The organism is Evansella halocellulosilytica (assembly GCF_002335745.1).
Classification (GTDB): domain Bacteria; phylum Bacillota; class Bacilli; order Bacillales; family Salisediminibacteriaceae; genus Bacillus_CA; species Bacillus_CA halocellulosilytica.
Genome location: NZ_NIST01000001.1, coordinates 2,771,341 through 2,786,714 on the forward strand (window position 1 = coordinate 2,771,341; position 15,374 = coordinate 2,786,714).

The 15,374-nt window shown below is 37.5% G+C and carries 16 protein-coding genes; 8 read left to right on the forward strand and 8 right to left on the reverse strand.

Translation table 11 applies throughout. The features are described 5' to 3' along the window. The first annotated feature begins 6 nt into the window (after positions 1 to 6). Positions 7 to 933, forward strand: a complete 927-nt coding sequence (locus CD001_RS13170; RefSeq protein WP_096188156.1) for a pseudouridine-5'-phosphate glycosidase — start codon at positions 7 to 9, stop codon at positions 931 to 933. A gap of 77 nt (positions 934 to 1,010) precedes the next feature. Here CD001_RS13170 and treP read toward each other — a convergent pair whose 3' ends face one another. The 8 genes from treP to CD001_RS13210 form a co-directional block, all read right to left on the reverse strand. Continuing rightward, positions 1,011 to 2,426, reverse strand: coding sequence for a PTS system trehalose-specific EIIBC component (treP, locus tag CD001_RS13175; protein ID WP_096188157.1), 1,416 nt, complete (start codon positions 2,424 to 2,426; stop codon positions 1,011 to 1,013). A gap of 469 nt (positions 2,427 to 2,895) precedes the next feature. After that, positions 2,896 to 3,882 carry an ABC transporter permease gene (locus tag CD001_RS13180; protein WP_096188158.1) on the reverse strand — a complete coding sequence of 329 codons (987 nt, stop codon included), beginning with the start codon at positions 3,880 to 3,882 and terminating at the stop codon, positions 2,896 to 2,898. 26 nt (positions 3,883 to 3,908) lie between these two features. Next, positions 3,909 to 4,928 (reverse strand): ABC transporter permease subunit, encoded by a 1,020-nt coding sequence (locus CD001_RS13185; RefSeq protein WP_179298737.1) that lies wholly within the window; start codon positions 4,926 to 4,928, stop codon positions 3,909 to 3,911. Further along, entirely contained in the window at positions 4,918 to 5,793 is an 876-nt protein-coding gene (locus tag CD001_RS13190; RefSeq protein ID WP_096188160.1) for an ABC transporter ATP-binding protein, read from the reverse strand. Before CD001_RS13190 ends, CD001_RS13185 begins: the two co-directional genes overlap by 11 nt. After that, positions 5,783 to 6,178 carry a GntR family transcriptional regulator gene (locus tag CD001_RS13195; protein ID WP_096188161.1) on the reverse strand — a complete coding sequence of 132 codons (396 nt, stop codon included), beginning with the start codon at positions 6,176 to 6,178 and terminating at the stop codon, positions 5,783 to 5,785. Before CD001_RS13195 ends, CD001_RS13190 begins: the two co-directional genes overlap by 11 nt. Positions 6,179 to 6,306: 128 nt before the next feature. Continuing rightward, positions 6,307 to 7,053 carry an ATP-binding cassette domain-containing protein gene (locus CD001_RS13200; RefSeq protein WP_096188162.1) on the reverse strand — a complete coding sequence of 249 codons (747 nt, stop codon included), beginning with the start codon at positions 7,051 to 7,053 and terminating at the stop codon, positions 6,307 to 6,309. Further along, a complete protein-coding gene (locus CD001_RS13205; RefSeq protein WP_096188163.1) occupies positions 7,050 to 7,748 on the reverse strand; it encodes an ABC transporter permease in 699 nt (232 codons plus the stop codon). Before CD001_RS13205 ends, CD001_RS13200 begins: the two co-directional genes overlap by 4 nt. 4 nt (positions 7,749 to 7,752) lie before the next feature. Then, on the reverse strand, positions 7,753 to 8,586 hold the full coding sequence (locus CD001_RS13210; protein WP_096188164.1) for a substrate-binding domain-containing protein: 834 nt from the start codon (positions 8,584 to 8,586) through the stop codon (positions 7,753 to 7,755). 179 nt (positions 8,587 to 8,765) lie between these two features. Here CD001_RS13210 and CD001_RS13215 point away from each other — a divergent pair, with 179 nt between their 5' ends. The 7 genes from CD001_RS13215 (at position 8,766) to CD001_RS13245 (ending at position 15,048) form a co-directional block, all read left to right on the forward strand. Further along, positions 8,766 to 9,659, forward strand: coding sequence for an NAD-dependent epimerase/dehydratase family protein (locus CD001_RS13215; RefSeq protein ID WP_257009807.1), 894 nt, complete (start codon positions 8,766 to 8,768; stop codon positions 9,657 to 9,659). Positions 9,660 to 10,129: 470 nt separating this feature from the next. After that, a complete protein-coding gene (locus tag CD001_RS13220) occupies positions 10,130 to 10,759 on the forward strand; it encodes a TetR/AcrR family transcriptional regulator (RefSeq protein WP_096188166.1) in 630 nt (209 codons plus the stop codon). Then, positions 10,746 to 11,612, forward strand: a complete 867-nt coding sequence (locus CD001_RS13225) for an ABC transporter ATP-binding protein (protein WP_096188167.1) — start codon at positions 10,746 to 10,748, stop codon at positions 11,610 to 11,612. Before CD001_RS13220 ends, CD001_RS13225 begins: the two co-directional genes overlap by 14 nt. Further along, on the forward strand, positions 11,602 to 12,321 hold the full coding sequence (locus tag CD001_RS13230; RefSeq protein WP_096188168.1) for a fluoroquinolone export ABC transporter permease subunit: 720 nt from the start codon (positions 11,602 to 11,604) through the stop codon (positions 12,319 to 12,321). The genes CD001_RS13225 and CD001_RS13230 overlap by 11 nt, the downstream gene beginning before the upstream one ends. After that, positions 12,318 to 13,064, forward strand: a complete 747-nt coding sequence (locus CD001_RS13235; RefSeq protein WP_096188169.1) for a hypothetical protein — start codon at positions 12,318 to 12,320, stop codon at positions 13,062 to 13,064. Before CD001_RS13230 ends, CD001_RS13235 begins: the two co-directional genes overlap by 4 nt. A gap of 113 nt (positions 13,065 to 13,177) precedes the next feature. After that, positions 13,178 to 13,678, forward strand: a complete 501-nt coding sequence (locus tag CD001_RS13240; RefSeq protein WP_096188170.1) for a GNAT family N-acetyltransferase — start codon at positions 13,178 to 13,180, stop codon at positions 13,676 to 13,678. A 209-nt stretch (positions 13,679 to 13,887) separates the two neighbouring features. After that, complete coding sequence (locus CD001_RS13245; protein WP_096190600.1) at positions 13,888 to 15,048, forward strand: chromate transporter; 1,161 nt, start codon at positions 13,888 to 13,890, stop codon at positions 15,046 to 15,048. Positions 15,049 to 15,374: the final 326 nt, after the last annotated feature.

Consider the following 15,374-nt stretch of genomic DNA (forward strand, 5'->3'; position numbering starts at 1 on the left):
TTAGTAATGTCATTAAAGGAATATTTAAGCTTTTCAGATGAAGTATTGGAAGCAAAGAAAACAGGAGCGCCAATTGTTGCGTTAGAATCAACGATCATTTCGCACGGAATGCCTTATCCGCAAAATGTCGAAACAGCAAAACGTGTTGAACAAATTATTCGTGAACAAGGTGCAGTCCCAGCAACAATGGCAATAATTGACGGGAAAATCAAAGTAGGGATCAGTAACCAGGAGCTCGAATATTTAGCGAAGGAGAAAAATGTCGTCAAAGTAAGCAGACGTGACTTACCAGCCGTTTTATCGAAATGCAAAACAGGGGCAACGACAGTCGCTGCAACAATGATTTGTGCAGAGTTAGCAGGCATTGAAGTGTTTGTAACTGGCGGTATTGGCGGAGTACACCGCGGGGCAGAATCGACGATGGATATTTCGGCGGATCTTCAAGAACTGGCGAAAACAAATGTTGCGGTTGTATGCGCTGGTGCGAAATCTATCTTAGATATAGGGTTAACATTAGAGTATTTAGAAACGTATGGAGTTCCGGTCATTGGATATGAAACCGAAGAGTTTCCAGCATTTTATTCCAGAAAGAGCGGTTTTCAAGTTGATGTGAAAACGAGTTCTCCAAATGAAACGGCAGAAGTGTTAAAGACGAAATGGGATTTAGGTCTTCGTGGTGGTGCTGTAGTAGGTAACCCTGTTCCTGAATCAGCAGAGCTTCCTGCAGAACTAATTAGCAGCATGATCGAAAACGCACTTAAGGAAGCAGAAGAACAAGGGATATCCGGTAAAGATACAACTCCTTTTTTATTAGCTCGTTTGAAAGATATGAGTGAAGGTAAAACGTTAACGACGAATATTGCTCTAGTCGAACATAACGCTTATGTTGGCGGGCAAATTGCCGTTTCATTAAATAACTTAAGAAAAAAATAGACTTATACCTATATCCAGTTTGATATTAAAAAGAGGGGTCACCAAAAGCTAGGCTTATGGGACACCCTCTTTTTTTCTTATTCAGGTTTTGCAACGAACTTTCCGTATAAGAAAGTAAGAATGAACGGAACAGCAATGGAAATGACCATCCCAATAATAAATGGCACCCAGCTGGCTGGAATAATCGATAAGAATGCTGGTAGACCGCCAACCCCAATCGAAGTCGCCAACACAGAATTAATGGCAATAAACATACCAGCAACTGACGCCCCGATAATCGCACAAATGAACGGGAAGCGATAGCGGATGTTGACCCCGAACATCGCAGGTTCTGTTACACCTAAGTAAGCAGAAACAGATGAAGTAAAAGATAATCCTTTTAAATTTTCATTACGAGTAATGAACATCATCGCTAAAGCCGCAGAACCTTGAGCGATATTTGATAAAGCTAAAATCGGCCATAAGAATGTTCCATTTCCACTACCAGTCAGTTGTAAATCAACTGCTAAAAATGCGTGGTGCATACCTGTTACAACAAGTGGTGCATACAATGCTCCATAGACTAATCCGCCAATTGCTGGGATAACGTCGAATAACCAAATAAAGAAGCTCGTAATACCATTACCCAATGCAAACGTAATCGGACCAATGATAATAAATGTTAAAAATCCAGTTACTAACAAGGCAACAGGAGCGACGACTAACAACTGAATACTATCTGGAACCCGTTTTCTTAATGATAGTTCGATTTTTGCTAATAAGTAGGATGCAAATAATACTGGAAGAACTTGACCTTGGTAGCCAATCGCTTCAACTTCTAGGCCAAATAGATTCCAGATTGGCACAGTTCCCTCAGCTTGTGCGTCACCGTAAGTCCATGCGTTTAATAAGTCAGGGTGGACGAGAATTAACCCGAGTACGACCCCGAGCAGTTCACTGCCGCCGAATCGCTTTACTGCGGACCAGCCAATTAGTGCTGGAAGAAATGTGAACGCAGCACTTGCGATTATGTTAATCATTTCAGCAATGTCAGCCCATTGCGGATACATTTCAATGAGAGAAAGCTCACTGTCAAAAATACCTTCATTCGTTAAAATGTTGTTAATCCCGAGTAATAAACCAGCGGTTACGATTGCAGGTAAAATCGGAATGAAAATATCTGCTAGCGTTTTTACAGCACGCTGGAGAGGGTTCATTTTCTCAGAACCTGCATCTTTTACATCTTGTTTTGAAGCTTCGCCAATGGCTGTCATTGCGATCATTTCGCGGTAGACTTGGTCAACCGTTCCTTGTCCGATAATGACTTGAAACTGTCCATTCGTTGAAAATGACCCTTTTACAATATCTATTGCCTCAAGTTTTTCTGTATCTACCTTCGATTCGTCATTTAGTACTAAACGAAGGCGAGTAACACAATGTGTTGCTTTGTCGATGTTTTCTTCACCGCCGAGTGCTTCAAGTATGTCTTTTACTTGACTTTCATACTTCGCCATCATAAACCCTCCTATTAAATTACGATCTAACCTTCATATGAATCGATGAGTTCCAATTATTAAGGGATGTTCAAAAACCCAAGGAAAAATAGCTTTCGTTTCTCTGCGTTGACTCGTTTCTCCGTTACTCACGTATGAACATCATACGCTACGCTACTCAAAACTTCGTCGCCTTGATCTACTCGCCTCTTTTTGTCCTCCTTTTAAACACACACTTTTAGAAAAACGCTTACAGAATAATGGTAAATACTAAACAATGCCCAATTTAATGAATATGAAAACAGTCATCTCGCTAGTTAAATCGCTTTCAACAATATTTTTGTATATACAACTTAATAAGACACAAACATATTGTAATTTGTATATACAAGTTTTGCAACCGTTTTACGTCAACTTTTTCTTTTACTAATTTTCCCTTGTCGAAGAAAAAAACACATGCGTCTATTAAAGAGCATGTGTAAAGACCGAGTTATTTATTTTTTACTGTAAGGTTCATTTTTAATAATTTCTTTGCTAGCGTATATGAAAAGAATGCAAAGAGGAGAAAACCTCCCCAATAAGCAGTAATTTGAATCGCATGTGCGTTCCAAGGGGCAATAGATGAAATAAGAATTCCTCCGAACATTGAAAAACAAATCGTCATTCCAATTAAAAATATCGGGTGCAGCTTTTTAAAGAGTAAAAACTCTCCATTATGTTCAATTTTATTTCGTTTGTATAACAATGCCCCAAATATTGTAAAGAGGCCAATTCCAATGATCGGAATGATCATGTCATACCCGGGAAGCATGTGAGAAAACGTATAAAAGTATAATGTTAAGTGTAAAACCCATTCAGAAGGATTTAGGACCATACGAAAGTGCAGGTCGACAGCTGCAAAAATTAACAAATAAAATCCGTAAGGGAACCCGGCAAAAATAAAGGTTAAAACAATTTGAGAGATCATTTCTCCTGTGAATGATCCGATAAATAAAGAAAAGCTAAAAAATAGAACAAATGATAAATAAGGTCCTATAAATAGTTCTGTAAATGTCGCATGTTCTAACATAAAGCTAAACTCAGACTGATTGATCATCATGTATGCGACGAAAAAGTTGATGAAGTGTAAAATGGTTAAGAGTCCGACCCCGTAAAGCCATTTAGAAAAAAATAACTCATTGCGAGAAAAAGGCAGTGAAAATGTAAAATCATTTCTTCTCGTATTTCTTTCTGCTCCGATAAGTAAGCTTGCGAAGAGAACGATGACGATCAGAATGACAAAATTCATGATACCAATGGAAAAGATTTCAATGAGATAAAACTGATCCTCTACTAAAGACCTTGACGTCCCGGTGCGCCAATTTTCAATGGATACGAAGGTTTGAAAGGGTAAATGGATCACGAATAGGACAAATATGACCGCTGCAATAAACTTTGTCTGTTTTAAGTTTTGAAACCATAATGCACGATGAAGCAACGTAAAAGCCCCCCTTTCAAAAATGATTATTTGTTTTTGACCATTAGATTCATTTTTAACAGCCTTTTTGATATCAAATAAGCAAAAAACATAAAAATGAAAAAGCCGATCCAGTAGCTGACAACTCTTAACGTCTCTGCATGCCAAGGAACTAGCGAAGAGATGATGATTCCTCCGAGCAGGGAGAAGCAGATCGTCATTCCAACTAGGAATACTGGGTGAAGCCTTTTGAATATAAGAAACTCCCCGTTATGTTCGACACGATTTCTCTCATATAATAGCACTCCGAAAATGATTGATATTGCAATGCCTATAAGGATGTACATCATTAATTGTATGTCATTGCTTTCTGGAGACGTGAAAAGAGTAAAATAAGAAAAAGCCGTTAAATATTCAAAGATATCAGGTACGTTCATGTAAGTGTTGAAATTGATCGATATTAACTGGAGAAGCAACCCCCAAAAAGCGATTGGAAAAATAGCAAAAATAAAGGTTAAAGCGACTTGCGAAAACATTTCACCAGCGATCGTCCCGATGAACATAGCAAATGTAAAGATGAGTAGCATTGCTAAGAGAGGACCGAAAAAGATTTCAATAAGTGTAACTTGATCTAATGCGTAGCCAAATTCTGACTGGCGGATGATCGCATAAGCAATCCAAAAATTTATTGTATGAAAAAGAGTAATAAACAAAGCCCCATATATGGTTTTAGCTAAAAATAAGTCTCTTCTTTTAAATGGGAGAGAGAACGTAAAGTCGTGACGGCGAGAATTTCTTTCAATGCCTATAAGTAATCCAGCGAGAAAAATGACGGCAAATGAAAGTAAAAAAGTCATTAAGCCAGACGAGAATACATTATAAAGTTCAAATGGAAGAATTTCGAAGCCGACATCACTGAATTGTTCGGCATGATCTTTTTGTTCATTCCAAAATTCGATCCTTGTGAAAGCTTGGAAAGGGAGCTTTATAATATAGAGTGCGAGAATGATGAATATAATCAGCTTTGTTTGCTTGTAGTTTTGATACCATAATGCTCTATGAAACAACGTCATCGCCTCCAAGCTTTGCGATAAAAATATCTTCTAATGACATAGGAAGTTCTTCAAATAAAAGTGGCTTATGCTTCTCTATGAGGTTGCTTGCAGTTTCGTCATTGTGGTCAAAGATAATTGTGTACACGCGACCTGTTTGATTAATTACTTTAACAGCTTTCTCGACTTCAACAGGAATATAGTCTTTAAAAACGACTTGTGCCTTTTTATACATTGACTTCATCGTATCAAGTTCATATTGTGAATCGACTTTACCGTCTTTGATCATAATAATTTCGTTTGCCATAAATTCTAATTCGTCAAGACGGTGTGAAGAAATAATGACAGCGATGTCTTGATTAGCGACTTCCTCAACTAATATTTTCAAAATACGTTTTTTGACGATGACATCGAGACCATCTGTGGGCTCATCGAGTAAAATATATTCCGCTCTCGTAGAGAAGGCAACAACTAACGAAAAGAGTGCTTTCATCCCTTTCGAATAATTACCGATCTTTTTAGCAACTGGAAGGGAGAAGCGATCCATCAATTCATGAAAGTAGTCCTCATCAAATTTTGGATAAATATTTTTATATAATGTAAGCATTTCTTTCGTACTGTAATTTTTCAATGCTTCTGATGAGTCAGGGACGAAAATGATATTTTCTTTAAGGCGGGGGTTTGAAAAAATACTTTCATTATGAACGAGAACGTCTCCTTTCGTAGGATCCAATATACCGACCATCGTTCGGAGCAAAGTCGTTTTACCAGCACCATTTCGCCCGACAATGCCGACAATACTTCCCGTTTTGATTTCAAAATCTATATCTGTTAAGATTTCGCTTTGATGAATACGTTTTGAAATATGGCTAACTTTCATTTTGTGTTCCTCCAATCTCCTCATAAACTTCATCTAACCATGTTTTTACTTCTTCTTTCGTAATTCCTGCATAATGACTGTCGATAATGACTTGTTTTAAAGATTGTTTCAAATTCTCCACCAGCCTTGGATCGAATGTTTGCGTAATTTCTTCAGAAATAAATGTGCCCCTGCCTCGAATTGTCACGATGACACCTTGTCTTTCTAGCTCCTGATAAGCTTTACTCACCGTGTTTGGATTAATAACAATTTGTGAAGACAGCTCTCTAACAGATGGTAGCTTTTCATTAGGCTGTAGTATTCCTTTCGCACACATTTCTTTTACTTGATGAATGATTTGTTCATAAAGTGGCACATTTTTCTTCGGATCAATGTTAAAATACATCGCTTCACCACCTTTTTTGTTGACGGTATCATTTCTGTTTGGTGTGTATTATATTGTGTAGTACACATGGAGTATAGACTTTTTAAAAACGAGAGTCAAGAAAACATCCTTTTCATCTTTCAAGGATGTTATTGTTGGATGAAGGATTTAATATGGTTCCAAGGTGTTAAAAATTTTGCTAACTTTATAGAAGGGGAAGTGAGGACACTTTTCGTTTCTCCCTGATCTTTTACCATGCCATCTTCGACGTAAATAAGCTTGTTCGTTAAGATTTCGATATCAATAAAATCATGGGAGATTAATATAACAGTCGTCTCTGTTTCAGATATCACCTTTTTCAGTTCATAAATTAAAGACATTTTCGTTTGAAAATCTAATGCAGAAAAAGGCTCGTCTAAAAATAACACGCTAGGCTGTAAGACGAATGCTCTCGCTAAGTTCATTCTTTGTGCCTCCCCACCAGATAATGTATGGGCATCTTCATTAGCTAGATGAGCGATTTCAAAGTGATGCAGCCATTTCATTACTTTCTCATGTCGAAGCTGCTTTGGAACGTGATGAATTGAAAGACCGATTTCAACATTTTTATATACTGACCCTTGAAAACGAGTGGAGTGTTGAAACACACAAGCCCATTGTCTTCGGACTGAACGAGGCGGGGTGGCAGAAAGGATCTCCCCATCAAATGTAATTAAACCATCATCTGGGGGGTCAATTAATGCACACGCCTTTAATAACGTAGATTTTCCTGCGCCGTTTGGTCCGATGATCCCTAAAATATCTCCTTTCTGCAAGGCAAGGTGCTGTAGTGAGACGACTGTTTTCAAACTGCGCTTACAAACGATATTTTCATATGTAAGGATAGTGGGTGTCATGTCACCATTCTCCTTTGCTGGATTTGTAAAAGAATAAAAGTAATCATAATAGCTAATGCCATTAAAATAAATGACAATGCCATTGCAATATGGAAATTTCCTCTCGACACTTCCATCACCATGGAAGTCGTTAATATCCTCGTTTCTCCTCGTAGATTGCCTCCTACCATCATAGCTGCACCAACTTCAGCAAGAACTCGTCCTAATCCTGCCATAATTGCCGCCATAATCCCAAAACGGGCCTCTTTCGTATAAATAATCAAGCTCTGTATTTTTGTTGGTGCTAATGATTTAATTTGAAAAATAAGTGTTTTGTCAATTTTATTAAAGGCAGAATACGTTAAGGAAATAATAATCGGTAAAGACACAAGAACTTGTGCGATCACAATCGCTTGTGTTGTAAACATCCAGCCAAGATGTCCGAGCGGGCCAGACCTCCAAAGAAGCATGGAAACCCAAAGCCCGGCGACGACAGGGGGGAGGCCCATTCCGGCATGGACAAGCAAAACAACAAATTTTTTGAGACGGAAATTGCAAAAGCAAAGGAACATACCAGATGGCACACCGATCACTGTACTAATGAAAGTAGAGATAAAGCATACTTGTATCGTAAGCCAAGTAATGTGAAACACTTCTTGATCAAAGGAAAGGAGCATTTCAACTGCTTTCAAAAATCCGGTCCAAAGAAGCTCCACTAGATCACCTCTCACTTTCCATATAAGGATAAAATAATGGCTCTCCCCACATATCGATACCATATTGTTCGATCAATGTTTTTGTTTTTTCAGAGGTGAAAAACGAGACGAACGCTTCGGCATCTGCTCTGTTAATTTGGCTTGATCGGTCAGGATTTACTTGCATGACATGATAAATGTTTTCTAACTGTTCATCCCCTTCAACAATAATGTCTAGTGAAGGCAAGCTGTCCTTTAAATATAAATAAGTACCTCGATCAGTTAATACATAGCCTTCAAGTTCATTCGCAATTCGTAATGTCTCACTCATCCCTTGGCCAGTTTCTTGATATTGTTGGAAGTCTGGTGTTATTGCTGCTTCTTCCCATAAATCAAGCTCTTTATGATGGGTTCCTGAATCATCACCTCTCGAGAAAAATGAGGCATCTATTTGTCGGATTTCTTCTAATGCGTTAATGATATTATCATTTGTTATGTCGTCAGGATTTTGAATCGGTCCTAACAAGATAAAATCATTGTGCATAACGCGGTGGCGGTTTATGACTATACCAGCTTTCTCAAGTTCTTCTTCGGCTTCTGGAGAGTGAACGAGTAAAACATCTGCTTCGCCTTGTTCACCCATCTTCAACGCTTGTCCAGACCCGACTGAAATCACTTTCACATGAGTACTTGTTTCTTCTGCGAAAGCTGGAATTAATTCATCAAGAAGACCACTATCATATGTACTCGTTGTTGTTGCTAATAGTAGTTCATTTGAATTAGAGTCTGCTTGTGAACTGCACGAAGAGAGTAAGAGCGCAGATAAAAAAGAAAGTAAGAAATGTACGATAATCTTCATCTTATAACCACCTCATAATATAAATTTGCGATCCAGTTTTCAAACTCCTCCAATTTATCGTTTTTATAAAAATATTATCGTTTAGTAACAAGCACCATGCTTATTCGTAACACTCATACTTAAAAGTGTATTAAAATAAAAGGTGAATGTTTAGAATTGTTAGGAAATAAATGGAGGGGATGGTCAATTTGAGGAAAGTTCTCGTATTAGGTGGTACTCGTTTTTTTGGTAAACGACTTGTTCATAAGCTGATCAAAAACGGTGATGACGTGACAATTGCGACAAGAGGGCAGAAAGAGGATGACTTTGGCGATCTTGTTAATCGAATTAAAGTTGATCGCTTTGACCGCGGGTCTATGTTTGAAGCATTTAATGAGCAGACATGGGATGTTATTTACGATCAAATTTGCTTTGCACCCGATGATGCACAAGATGCTTGTGAAGTGTTTAAAGACAAGGTAAAAAAATATGTCCTCACTTCAACATTGTCAGTATATCAGTTTGATGAAAAAGAAAAGAAAGAAGAGAAAGATTATGATCCTTTTCATTATGAAATTCAAATGGGGCGAAGGGAAACGTTTGACTATGGAGAAGGAAAAAGGTTAGCAGAAGCTGTATTTTTTCAAAGAGCACCTTTTCCAGTTGTTGCACCGAGGCCGCCTATCGTTTTTGGAGTTGATGATTATACAGAGCGCCTTCAATATCATATTCGAAAAATATTATCAGGCGAAAATATTGGCTTGAATCATTTAGAAGCGAAAGTATCTTTTGTAGATTCAGAAGATTTAGCACAATTTTTATTTTGGATTGGCTTTGAGGAAGTAAATGGACCGATTAATGCTTCATCTCCAGACCAAATAGCTTTAGAGGAGATGATCCGCTTAATGGAGGAAAAAACGGGGAAAAGAGCATTAATAAAAGCAGTATCCGGTGAGGAAGAGAGTTCGCCAATGAATTTCCCAGTTTCTTATTATCAAGATGTGTCAATGGCAGAAGCAGCTGGTTATCAATTTCGGCCATTGGCTGAATGGTTTGAACCATTGGTTGAACAGTTAACAAAACAAGAACAATAGTATGAAAAGATGATCTCTTGGCAGATTGTCGAATACCCCAATGCTTTTACAGCCTGGGGTTTCTTTACGTTTTTTATCATTAAGTGATCGTGATTCTTTTGAAAAAGTAGAAGGAGATGTCTTAATAGATCAACTTTGAATCCTTCCATTTATATAAGGTGAGGTTGATGAAAAAATTGACGAGACTCCCTGTGGAAAACGATGAGTAAAGATCCCAGTGAGTGATAACTCTAAGTAGCTCAACTGTTCGTCGCAGAAAGCAAGTCTACTTTTAATGTACGGGAGTTAATACAAAAGAAAAAGCAACTAAGACTTTTTCAACAGCAGACCATCTTTTTTACGGCAGGATTAAAGACTTTATAAATTGATACTAAACAGATAAATAGGATTGACAAAAGGTGGTAATTTCATTAATATGAATATATGAACAAAATAATAATTTATTCATATATATTTATGGAGGAGTCATCATGCCTAGAGGGTTTAACGAAGCGGAAAAAGAAAAAATTAAAAATGCTTTAATTGAAAGTGGAGAAGAACTATTTAAAACGTTCGGTATTAAAAAAACGAACATAAAAGATTTAACGGATAAAGCAGGAATTGCTCAAGGATCATTTTATAATTTTTTTCCATCAAAAGAAGTACTGTACTTTGCGATTCTTGAACGTGAAGAAAAACAAATCAAACAGAAAGTTGTCGAGCAATTAAGCACACCTGAAGCAGGTAGTGCTGACTTATTAAAAAACGTTTTGATCCGTTCCTTTCATGCAATTAATGAGTACCCTCTTACGTCACGACTATTTACATCGAACGATTATGACTATATGATTCGAAAATTACCTGATGATGTGATTGAAGAACATGCAAATGAGGATATGTTTGATTTGTCTCCTCTCATAACAGCATGGAAGGAAAAAGGGTATATAAAACAATCATTGAAGGAGGAAGTGATTAGCAGTGCACTAAGAGCATTGTTTTTAATGACTACTCACAAACGTGAAATTGGTGAAGAGGCATTTGATGAAACAGTTGAATTTCTGGCAGAAGCAATCGCAGACCGTGTGTTCAAAAATGGAGGGGAAAACGATGATCAACGTTGAAAATCTTCAGTTTACGTATCCTGGAAACCAAAGTGCTACGATTCAAGATGTTTCGTTTACAGTACAGCAAGGAGAAATATTTGGTTTATTAGGTCCTTCTGGCGCAGGGAAAAGTACACTGCAAAAGATTATTATGGGGGTTTTGAAAAATTATAAAGGAAGTGTACGTGTCAATGAAGTTGAAGTAAAAGGGATTACTTCTCATTTTTACGAGAATTTAGGAGTCGCGTTTGAACATCCGAATTTTTATCAAAAATTCACCGCAGAAGAGAACTTGCAATTTTTTTCTTCTTTTTACGACGGCAAAGAGAAGAATGATCTTAAGCTTCTGATGGAAAGACTAGGATTATCAGATAATTTGAGGACCCGAGTGTCTGATTATTCAAAAGGTATGAAGATGAGACTTAATCTCTGTCGTGCTCTGCTTCATCGCCCACAGTTCATTTTACTTGATGAACCTACATCTGGTTTGGATCCCGTTAATGTAAAAAAGGTTAAGGAATTGATTTTAGAAGAGAAGGAAGCGGGAAAAACAATTTTGTTGAACACGCACAATATGCATATTGCGCAATCATTATGTGACAGGGTCGCGTTTATCGTTGATGGGAAGATCGTATTAATCGATTCCCCTGAAAATTTAATGGATGAACAAGAAGAGAAAAAGGTAGAAGTGATATACCGGGAAGGAGAGGAGAGAAAGAAAAAAACGTTTTTATTAAAAGGATTGAGTAAAAATAAAGAGTTTCAAACATTACTAGATCGAGAGGTTTGTGAGTCGATTCGTACCGATGAAAAAACATTAGAGGATCATTTCATCGAGGTAACGGGGAGGAAGCTTTCCGATGTTACGTAAATTATTATTGCAAGATATTATTTTTCAGTTTCGACATGGTTTTTATTATGCTTATCTATTTATTACTCTTTTATATATAGGGATATTAATCTTTATCCCTGATGGCTACCGCCCTTTTTGGTCTGTGTTCATTATTTTTACTGACCCTGGCACTTTAGGTTTTTTCTTTATCGGTGCGATTGTCATGTTAGAGAGAAACCAGCAATTATTAACGTATATGTTTATCACCCCGGTCACACTTAAAAACTATCTACTCTCAAAAGTCGTTACATTAACGATCATTGCTTGGCTTACGAGCATATTGATCTCACTATTTGCTTTAGGTACATCCGTCTCTTACGGCTTGTTAACGGTAAGTGTCGTTTTATGCAGTTTCTTCTTTACATTTATTGGATTAAGTGTTTCGGTGAATACGTTTTCGATTAATCAATTTTTGTTTAAGGCAGTTTCAGTGATGGCTTTTTTCTATTTACCTGTATTATCTTATTTCGGTTGGGTTTCAACACCTCTTTTAGAAATATTTCCGAGTTTTTCTTCTATTTTTTTAATAGATTTTGCGATTCAATCGCCTAGTCATGGGTGGCATGAAGTGTTTGTACATCTAGGGCTCCTTTTATTATGGACGTTTATCGCTTACTTTTTTACTTACCGCCGTTTTGAAACATATATTTTGGTGAATACGGGTGAGCAAAAGGGGGTCTCAATATGATTTCTGCAAAACTGAAGGTCTTCTTACGTGGAGATGTGAAAAATATCGTAAGAGATCCATTCATGATGTTAGTATTGTTCGTTCCTGTTTTGATGGTCCTTCTTTTACAATTTGGTATACCTGCAATTGATGAACATCTTATGAGTGGGTTTAACTTTCAATTCCAGGATCATGATTCTTTTGTAGTAGCGATCTTTTTATTTATGACACCGATTATGGTCGGAATGGTGACAGGCTTTTTACTGTTAGATGAAAAGGACGACGGGATATTTTCATATATGGATATCACTCCTGTAAGAAAAACTGGATACTTAATTTACCGTATTTCGATTCCAGCTATTCTTGCATGGGGAATCAATATCCTAATCGTCATTTATTTTTTTCCAGAGAATAAGCTGTTATCTTTTCTGCTTCTCATCGCGCTAATCGTCTCTTCAGCAATAGCGCCAATTATGACACTATATTTAGCGGCCTTTGCAAAAAATAAAGTGGAGGGGATGGCTTATTCGAAGGCAGTAAACATCTTTTTGTTAGCCCCAGCAGCAACCTATATTTTTGATCATCCAATTACGATGCTCACTTATGTCGTTCCGATTACTTGGAGTGCTGAAGCGTTATATTTCATTCATTCAAGTGAAAGTTACGGTTATATTCAATCATTACCAATGCTTGTTCTAGGTGGAGCTATCGTACATTTCATCTTTCTGTACGTTCTTTATAAACGCATTGAAAAAATCATCTAAAAAGTTCGGAGACCAGGTCCCCGAACTTTTTGTGATCATTTAAGTTTTGGTATAGATCTTGCATAATTTTCGAATTTTTGTATGATGAAAGAAAATAGAGAGGGAGAGTGCATATGAACATTAGAGTAATTAATGTAGATGATGCTCAACAATTCATTGAGTTGAACAAGCAGCTTGATGAGGAAACGTCGTTTATGCTTTATGAAAGAGGTGAGCGTAAAACGACGGTTGAAAAGCAAGAAAACATGATTAAAAATATTAGAGAATCAAAAGAGAAGGAAATATATGTCGTTGAAAGCGATGATCATCAATTGATTGGATACATCGCTCTTTTTGGAGGTTCTGTCGAGCGGAACAGACACTCGGCATACATCGTAATCGGAATTTTATTATCTCATCAAGGAAAAGGAATAGGAACAAAACTGTTTGACCAAGCACATGAATGGGCAGTAGACAATGGGATTCATCGCCTAGAATTAACAGTAATGAAACATAATGAACATGCGATCAATTTATATATGAAGCAAGGATTTGAAGTGGAAGGAGTCAAGCGTCATTCTTTAAAACTAGATGGAGAATATATTGATGAGTATTATTTGTCCAAACTGTTATAAAAAATGATAACGTTGATTGCATGATAAGAGGATGTTCAAAAAGGATGAGAAAATAGCTTTCGTATTTCTGCGTATTAGATTTATTAAGAGATTGTTAAGTTTTTTTCATTATTAAACAAGAGTAATATCAGGTGTACTATAATAGGGGGAAACAGTTGTTCAGGAGGCATTATACATTGAGTTCTAATGAAAAAAAGCGACCATTTAATATGAAAGTATTATTTGAATTATTTCTTATTTCTACACGGCTAGGGCTTACGTCGTTTGGCGGACCAGTTGCCCATCTTGGATATTTTCATAATGAGTACATACAAAGAAGAAAATGGATGAGCGAAAAAGATTATGCTGATCTTGTAGCACTCTGTCAATTTCTCCCTGGGCCAGCCTCTAGTCAGGTAGGGATCGGCATTGGGATGATGCGGGGAGGTCTCATTGGCGGATTTATCTCATTTTTGGGGTTTACCTTTCCTTCCGTCTTAATTCTTATTTTCTTTGCGATGAGTGTTCAAGCATTTAACCTCGGAGATGCTGGTTTTATTCACGGGTTAAAAATTGTTGCCGTCGTTGTCGTTGCCCATGCAATCTTAGGGATGGGCAAAAAATTAGCTCCAGATAAAGAGCGGGCAACAATTGCGATCGGGTCTCTAGTAGCGATCCTAATGTGGCAAACTGCGTGGGCTCAAGTTTCTGTTATTCTTTTATCCGGGATAATCGGATACTTATTGTATAAAAACCATCAAGAAGAAACAGAGAGCCATTTTTCTTTTCCGATAAATAAAAAAATTGGAGCTGTTAGCTTAACTATATTTTTTGCGCTACTCATTTTCCTTCCGTTTTTAAGAGATGTATTTCCGAACATGTGGGTTTCGATGTTTGATAGCTTCTACCGAGCAGGTTCTCTCGTATTTGGAGGAGGCCATGTCGTACTGCCGATGCTTGAAAGGGAAGTTGTCCCAGCCGGATGGATTAGTGAAGATGCATTTTTAGCTGGTTATGGTGCTGCACAAGCTGTTCCTGGACCATTATTTACTTTTGCTTCTTATTTAGGAGCGGTCATCAGTGGGTGGTCTGGTGCATTAGTAGCGACAGTTGCGATTTTTTTGCCTGCATTTTTACTCATTGTCGGCACACTGCCATTTTGGAATGAGCTTAGGAAAAATAAACATGTTCGAGGAGCATTATACGGGGTCAATGCAGCTGTAGTAGGTATTTTAATAGCAGCATTTTATCATCCTATTTTTACAACTTCGATTTACCAGCCGCTTGATTTTGCCTTTGCTTCCGTGTTGTTTGCGATGTTAGTTTATTGGAAGCTACCTGCTTGGATCATTGTGATCGTTGGAATTGTTGGTGGTTTCCTCCTATTTTAGCAGCAGAAATATAAGAGAACAGTAGAAGAAGCAGCCACGGTTTATCATTGCCTTGGCTGCTTTTTAACCGCTTCCCAAGTGAAGACTTTGAGAAATTCAGCCAGAACAGATAGTTCTTTTACACGATTTACCTCATAAAGTCAACCCTATTTTTTAAAAAGAAAAGTATGATATCTCACGATCTCATCCCTCCCGGCGGACGCTTTCCATGGGGCTTGTCTTCAACTAATTCTGACTCAGCGAAGCATCGTCAGAATGGATTTTCAGACTGCGCTGATCCCATTGGAGTCGCCGCCTTTCGTTCTTCAATCAACCTAGAACATCCA

Coding starts and splice junctions, on each gene's coding strand:
- CD001_RS13170 (WP_096188156.1), top strand. CDS start 7: ATGTCATTAAAGGAATATTTAAGCTTTTCAGATGAAGTATTGGAAGCA.
- treP (WP_096188157.1), bottom strand. CDS start 2,426: ATGGCGAAGTATGAAAGTCAAGTAAAAGACATACTTGAAGCACTCGGC.
- CD001_RS13190 (WP_096188160.1), bottom strand. CDS start 5,793: ATGAAAGTTAGCCATATTTCAAAACGTATTCATCAAAGCGAAATCTTA.
- CD001_RS13195 (WP_096188161.1), bottom strand. CDS start 6,178: ATGTATTTTAACATTGATCCGAAGAAAAATGTGCCACTTTATGAACAA.
- CD001_RS13200 (WP_096188162.1), bottom strand. CDS start 7,053: ATGACACCCACTATCCTTACATATGAAAATATCGTTTGTAAGCGCAGT.
- CD001_RS13210 (WP_096188164.1), bottom strand. CDS start 8,586: ATGAAGATTATCGTACATTTCTTACTTTCTTTTTTATCTGCGCTCTTA.
- CD001_RS13215 (WP_257009807.1), top strand. CDS start 8,766: ATGGTCAATTTGAGGAAAGTTCTCGTATTAGGTGGTACTCGTTTTTTT.
- CD001_RS13220 (WP_096188166.1), top strand. CDS start 10,130: ATGCCTAGAGGGTTTAACGAAGCGGAAAAAGAAAAAATTAAAAATGCT.
- CD001_RS13225 (WP_096188167.1), top strand. CDS start 10,746: ATGATCAACGTTGAAAATCTTCAGTTTACGTATCCTGGAAACCAAAGT.
- CD001_RS13230 (WP_096188168.1), top strand. CDS start 11,602: ATGTTACGTAAATTATTATTGCAAGATATTATTTTTCAGTTTCGACAT.
- CD001_RS13235 (WP_096188169.1), top strand. CDS start 12,318: ATGATTTCTGCAAAACTGAAGGTCTTCTTACGTGGAGATGTGAAAAAT.
- CD001_RS13240 (WP_096188170.1), top strand. CDS start 13,178: ATGAACATTAGAGTAATTAATGTAGATGATGCTCAACAATTCATTGAG.
- CD001_RS13245 (WP_096190600.1), top strand. CDS start 13,888: ATGAAAGTATTATTTGAATTATTTCTTATTTCTACACGGCTAGGGCTT.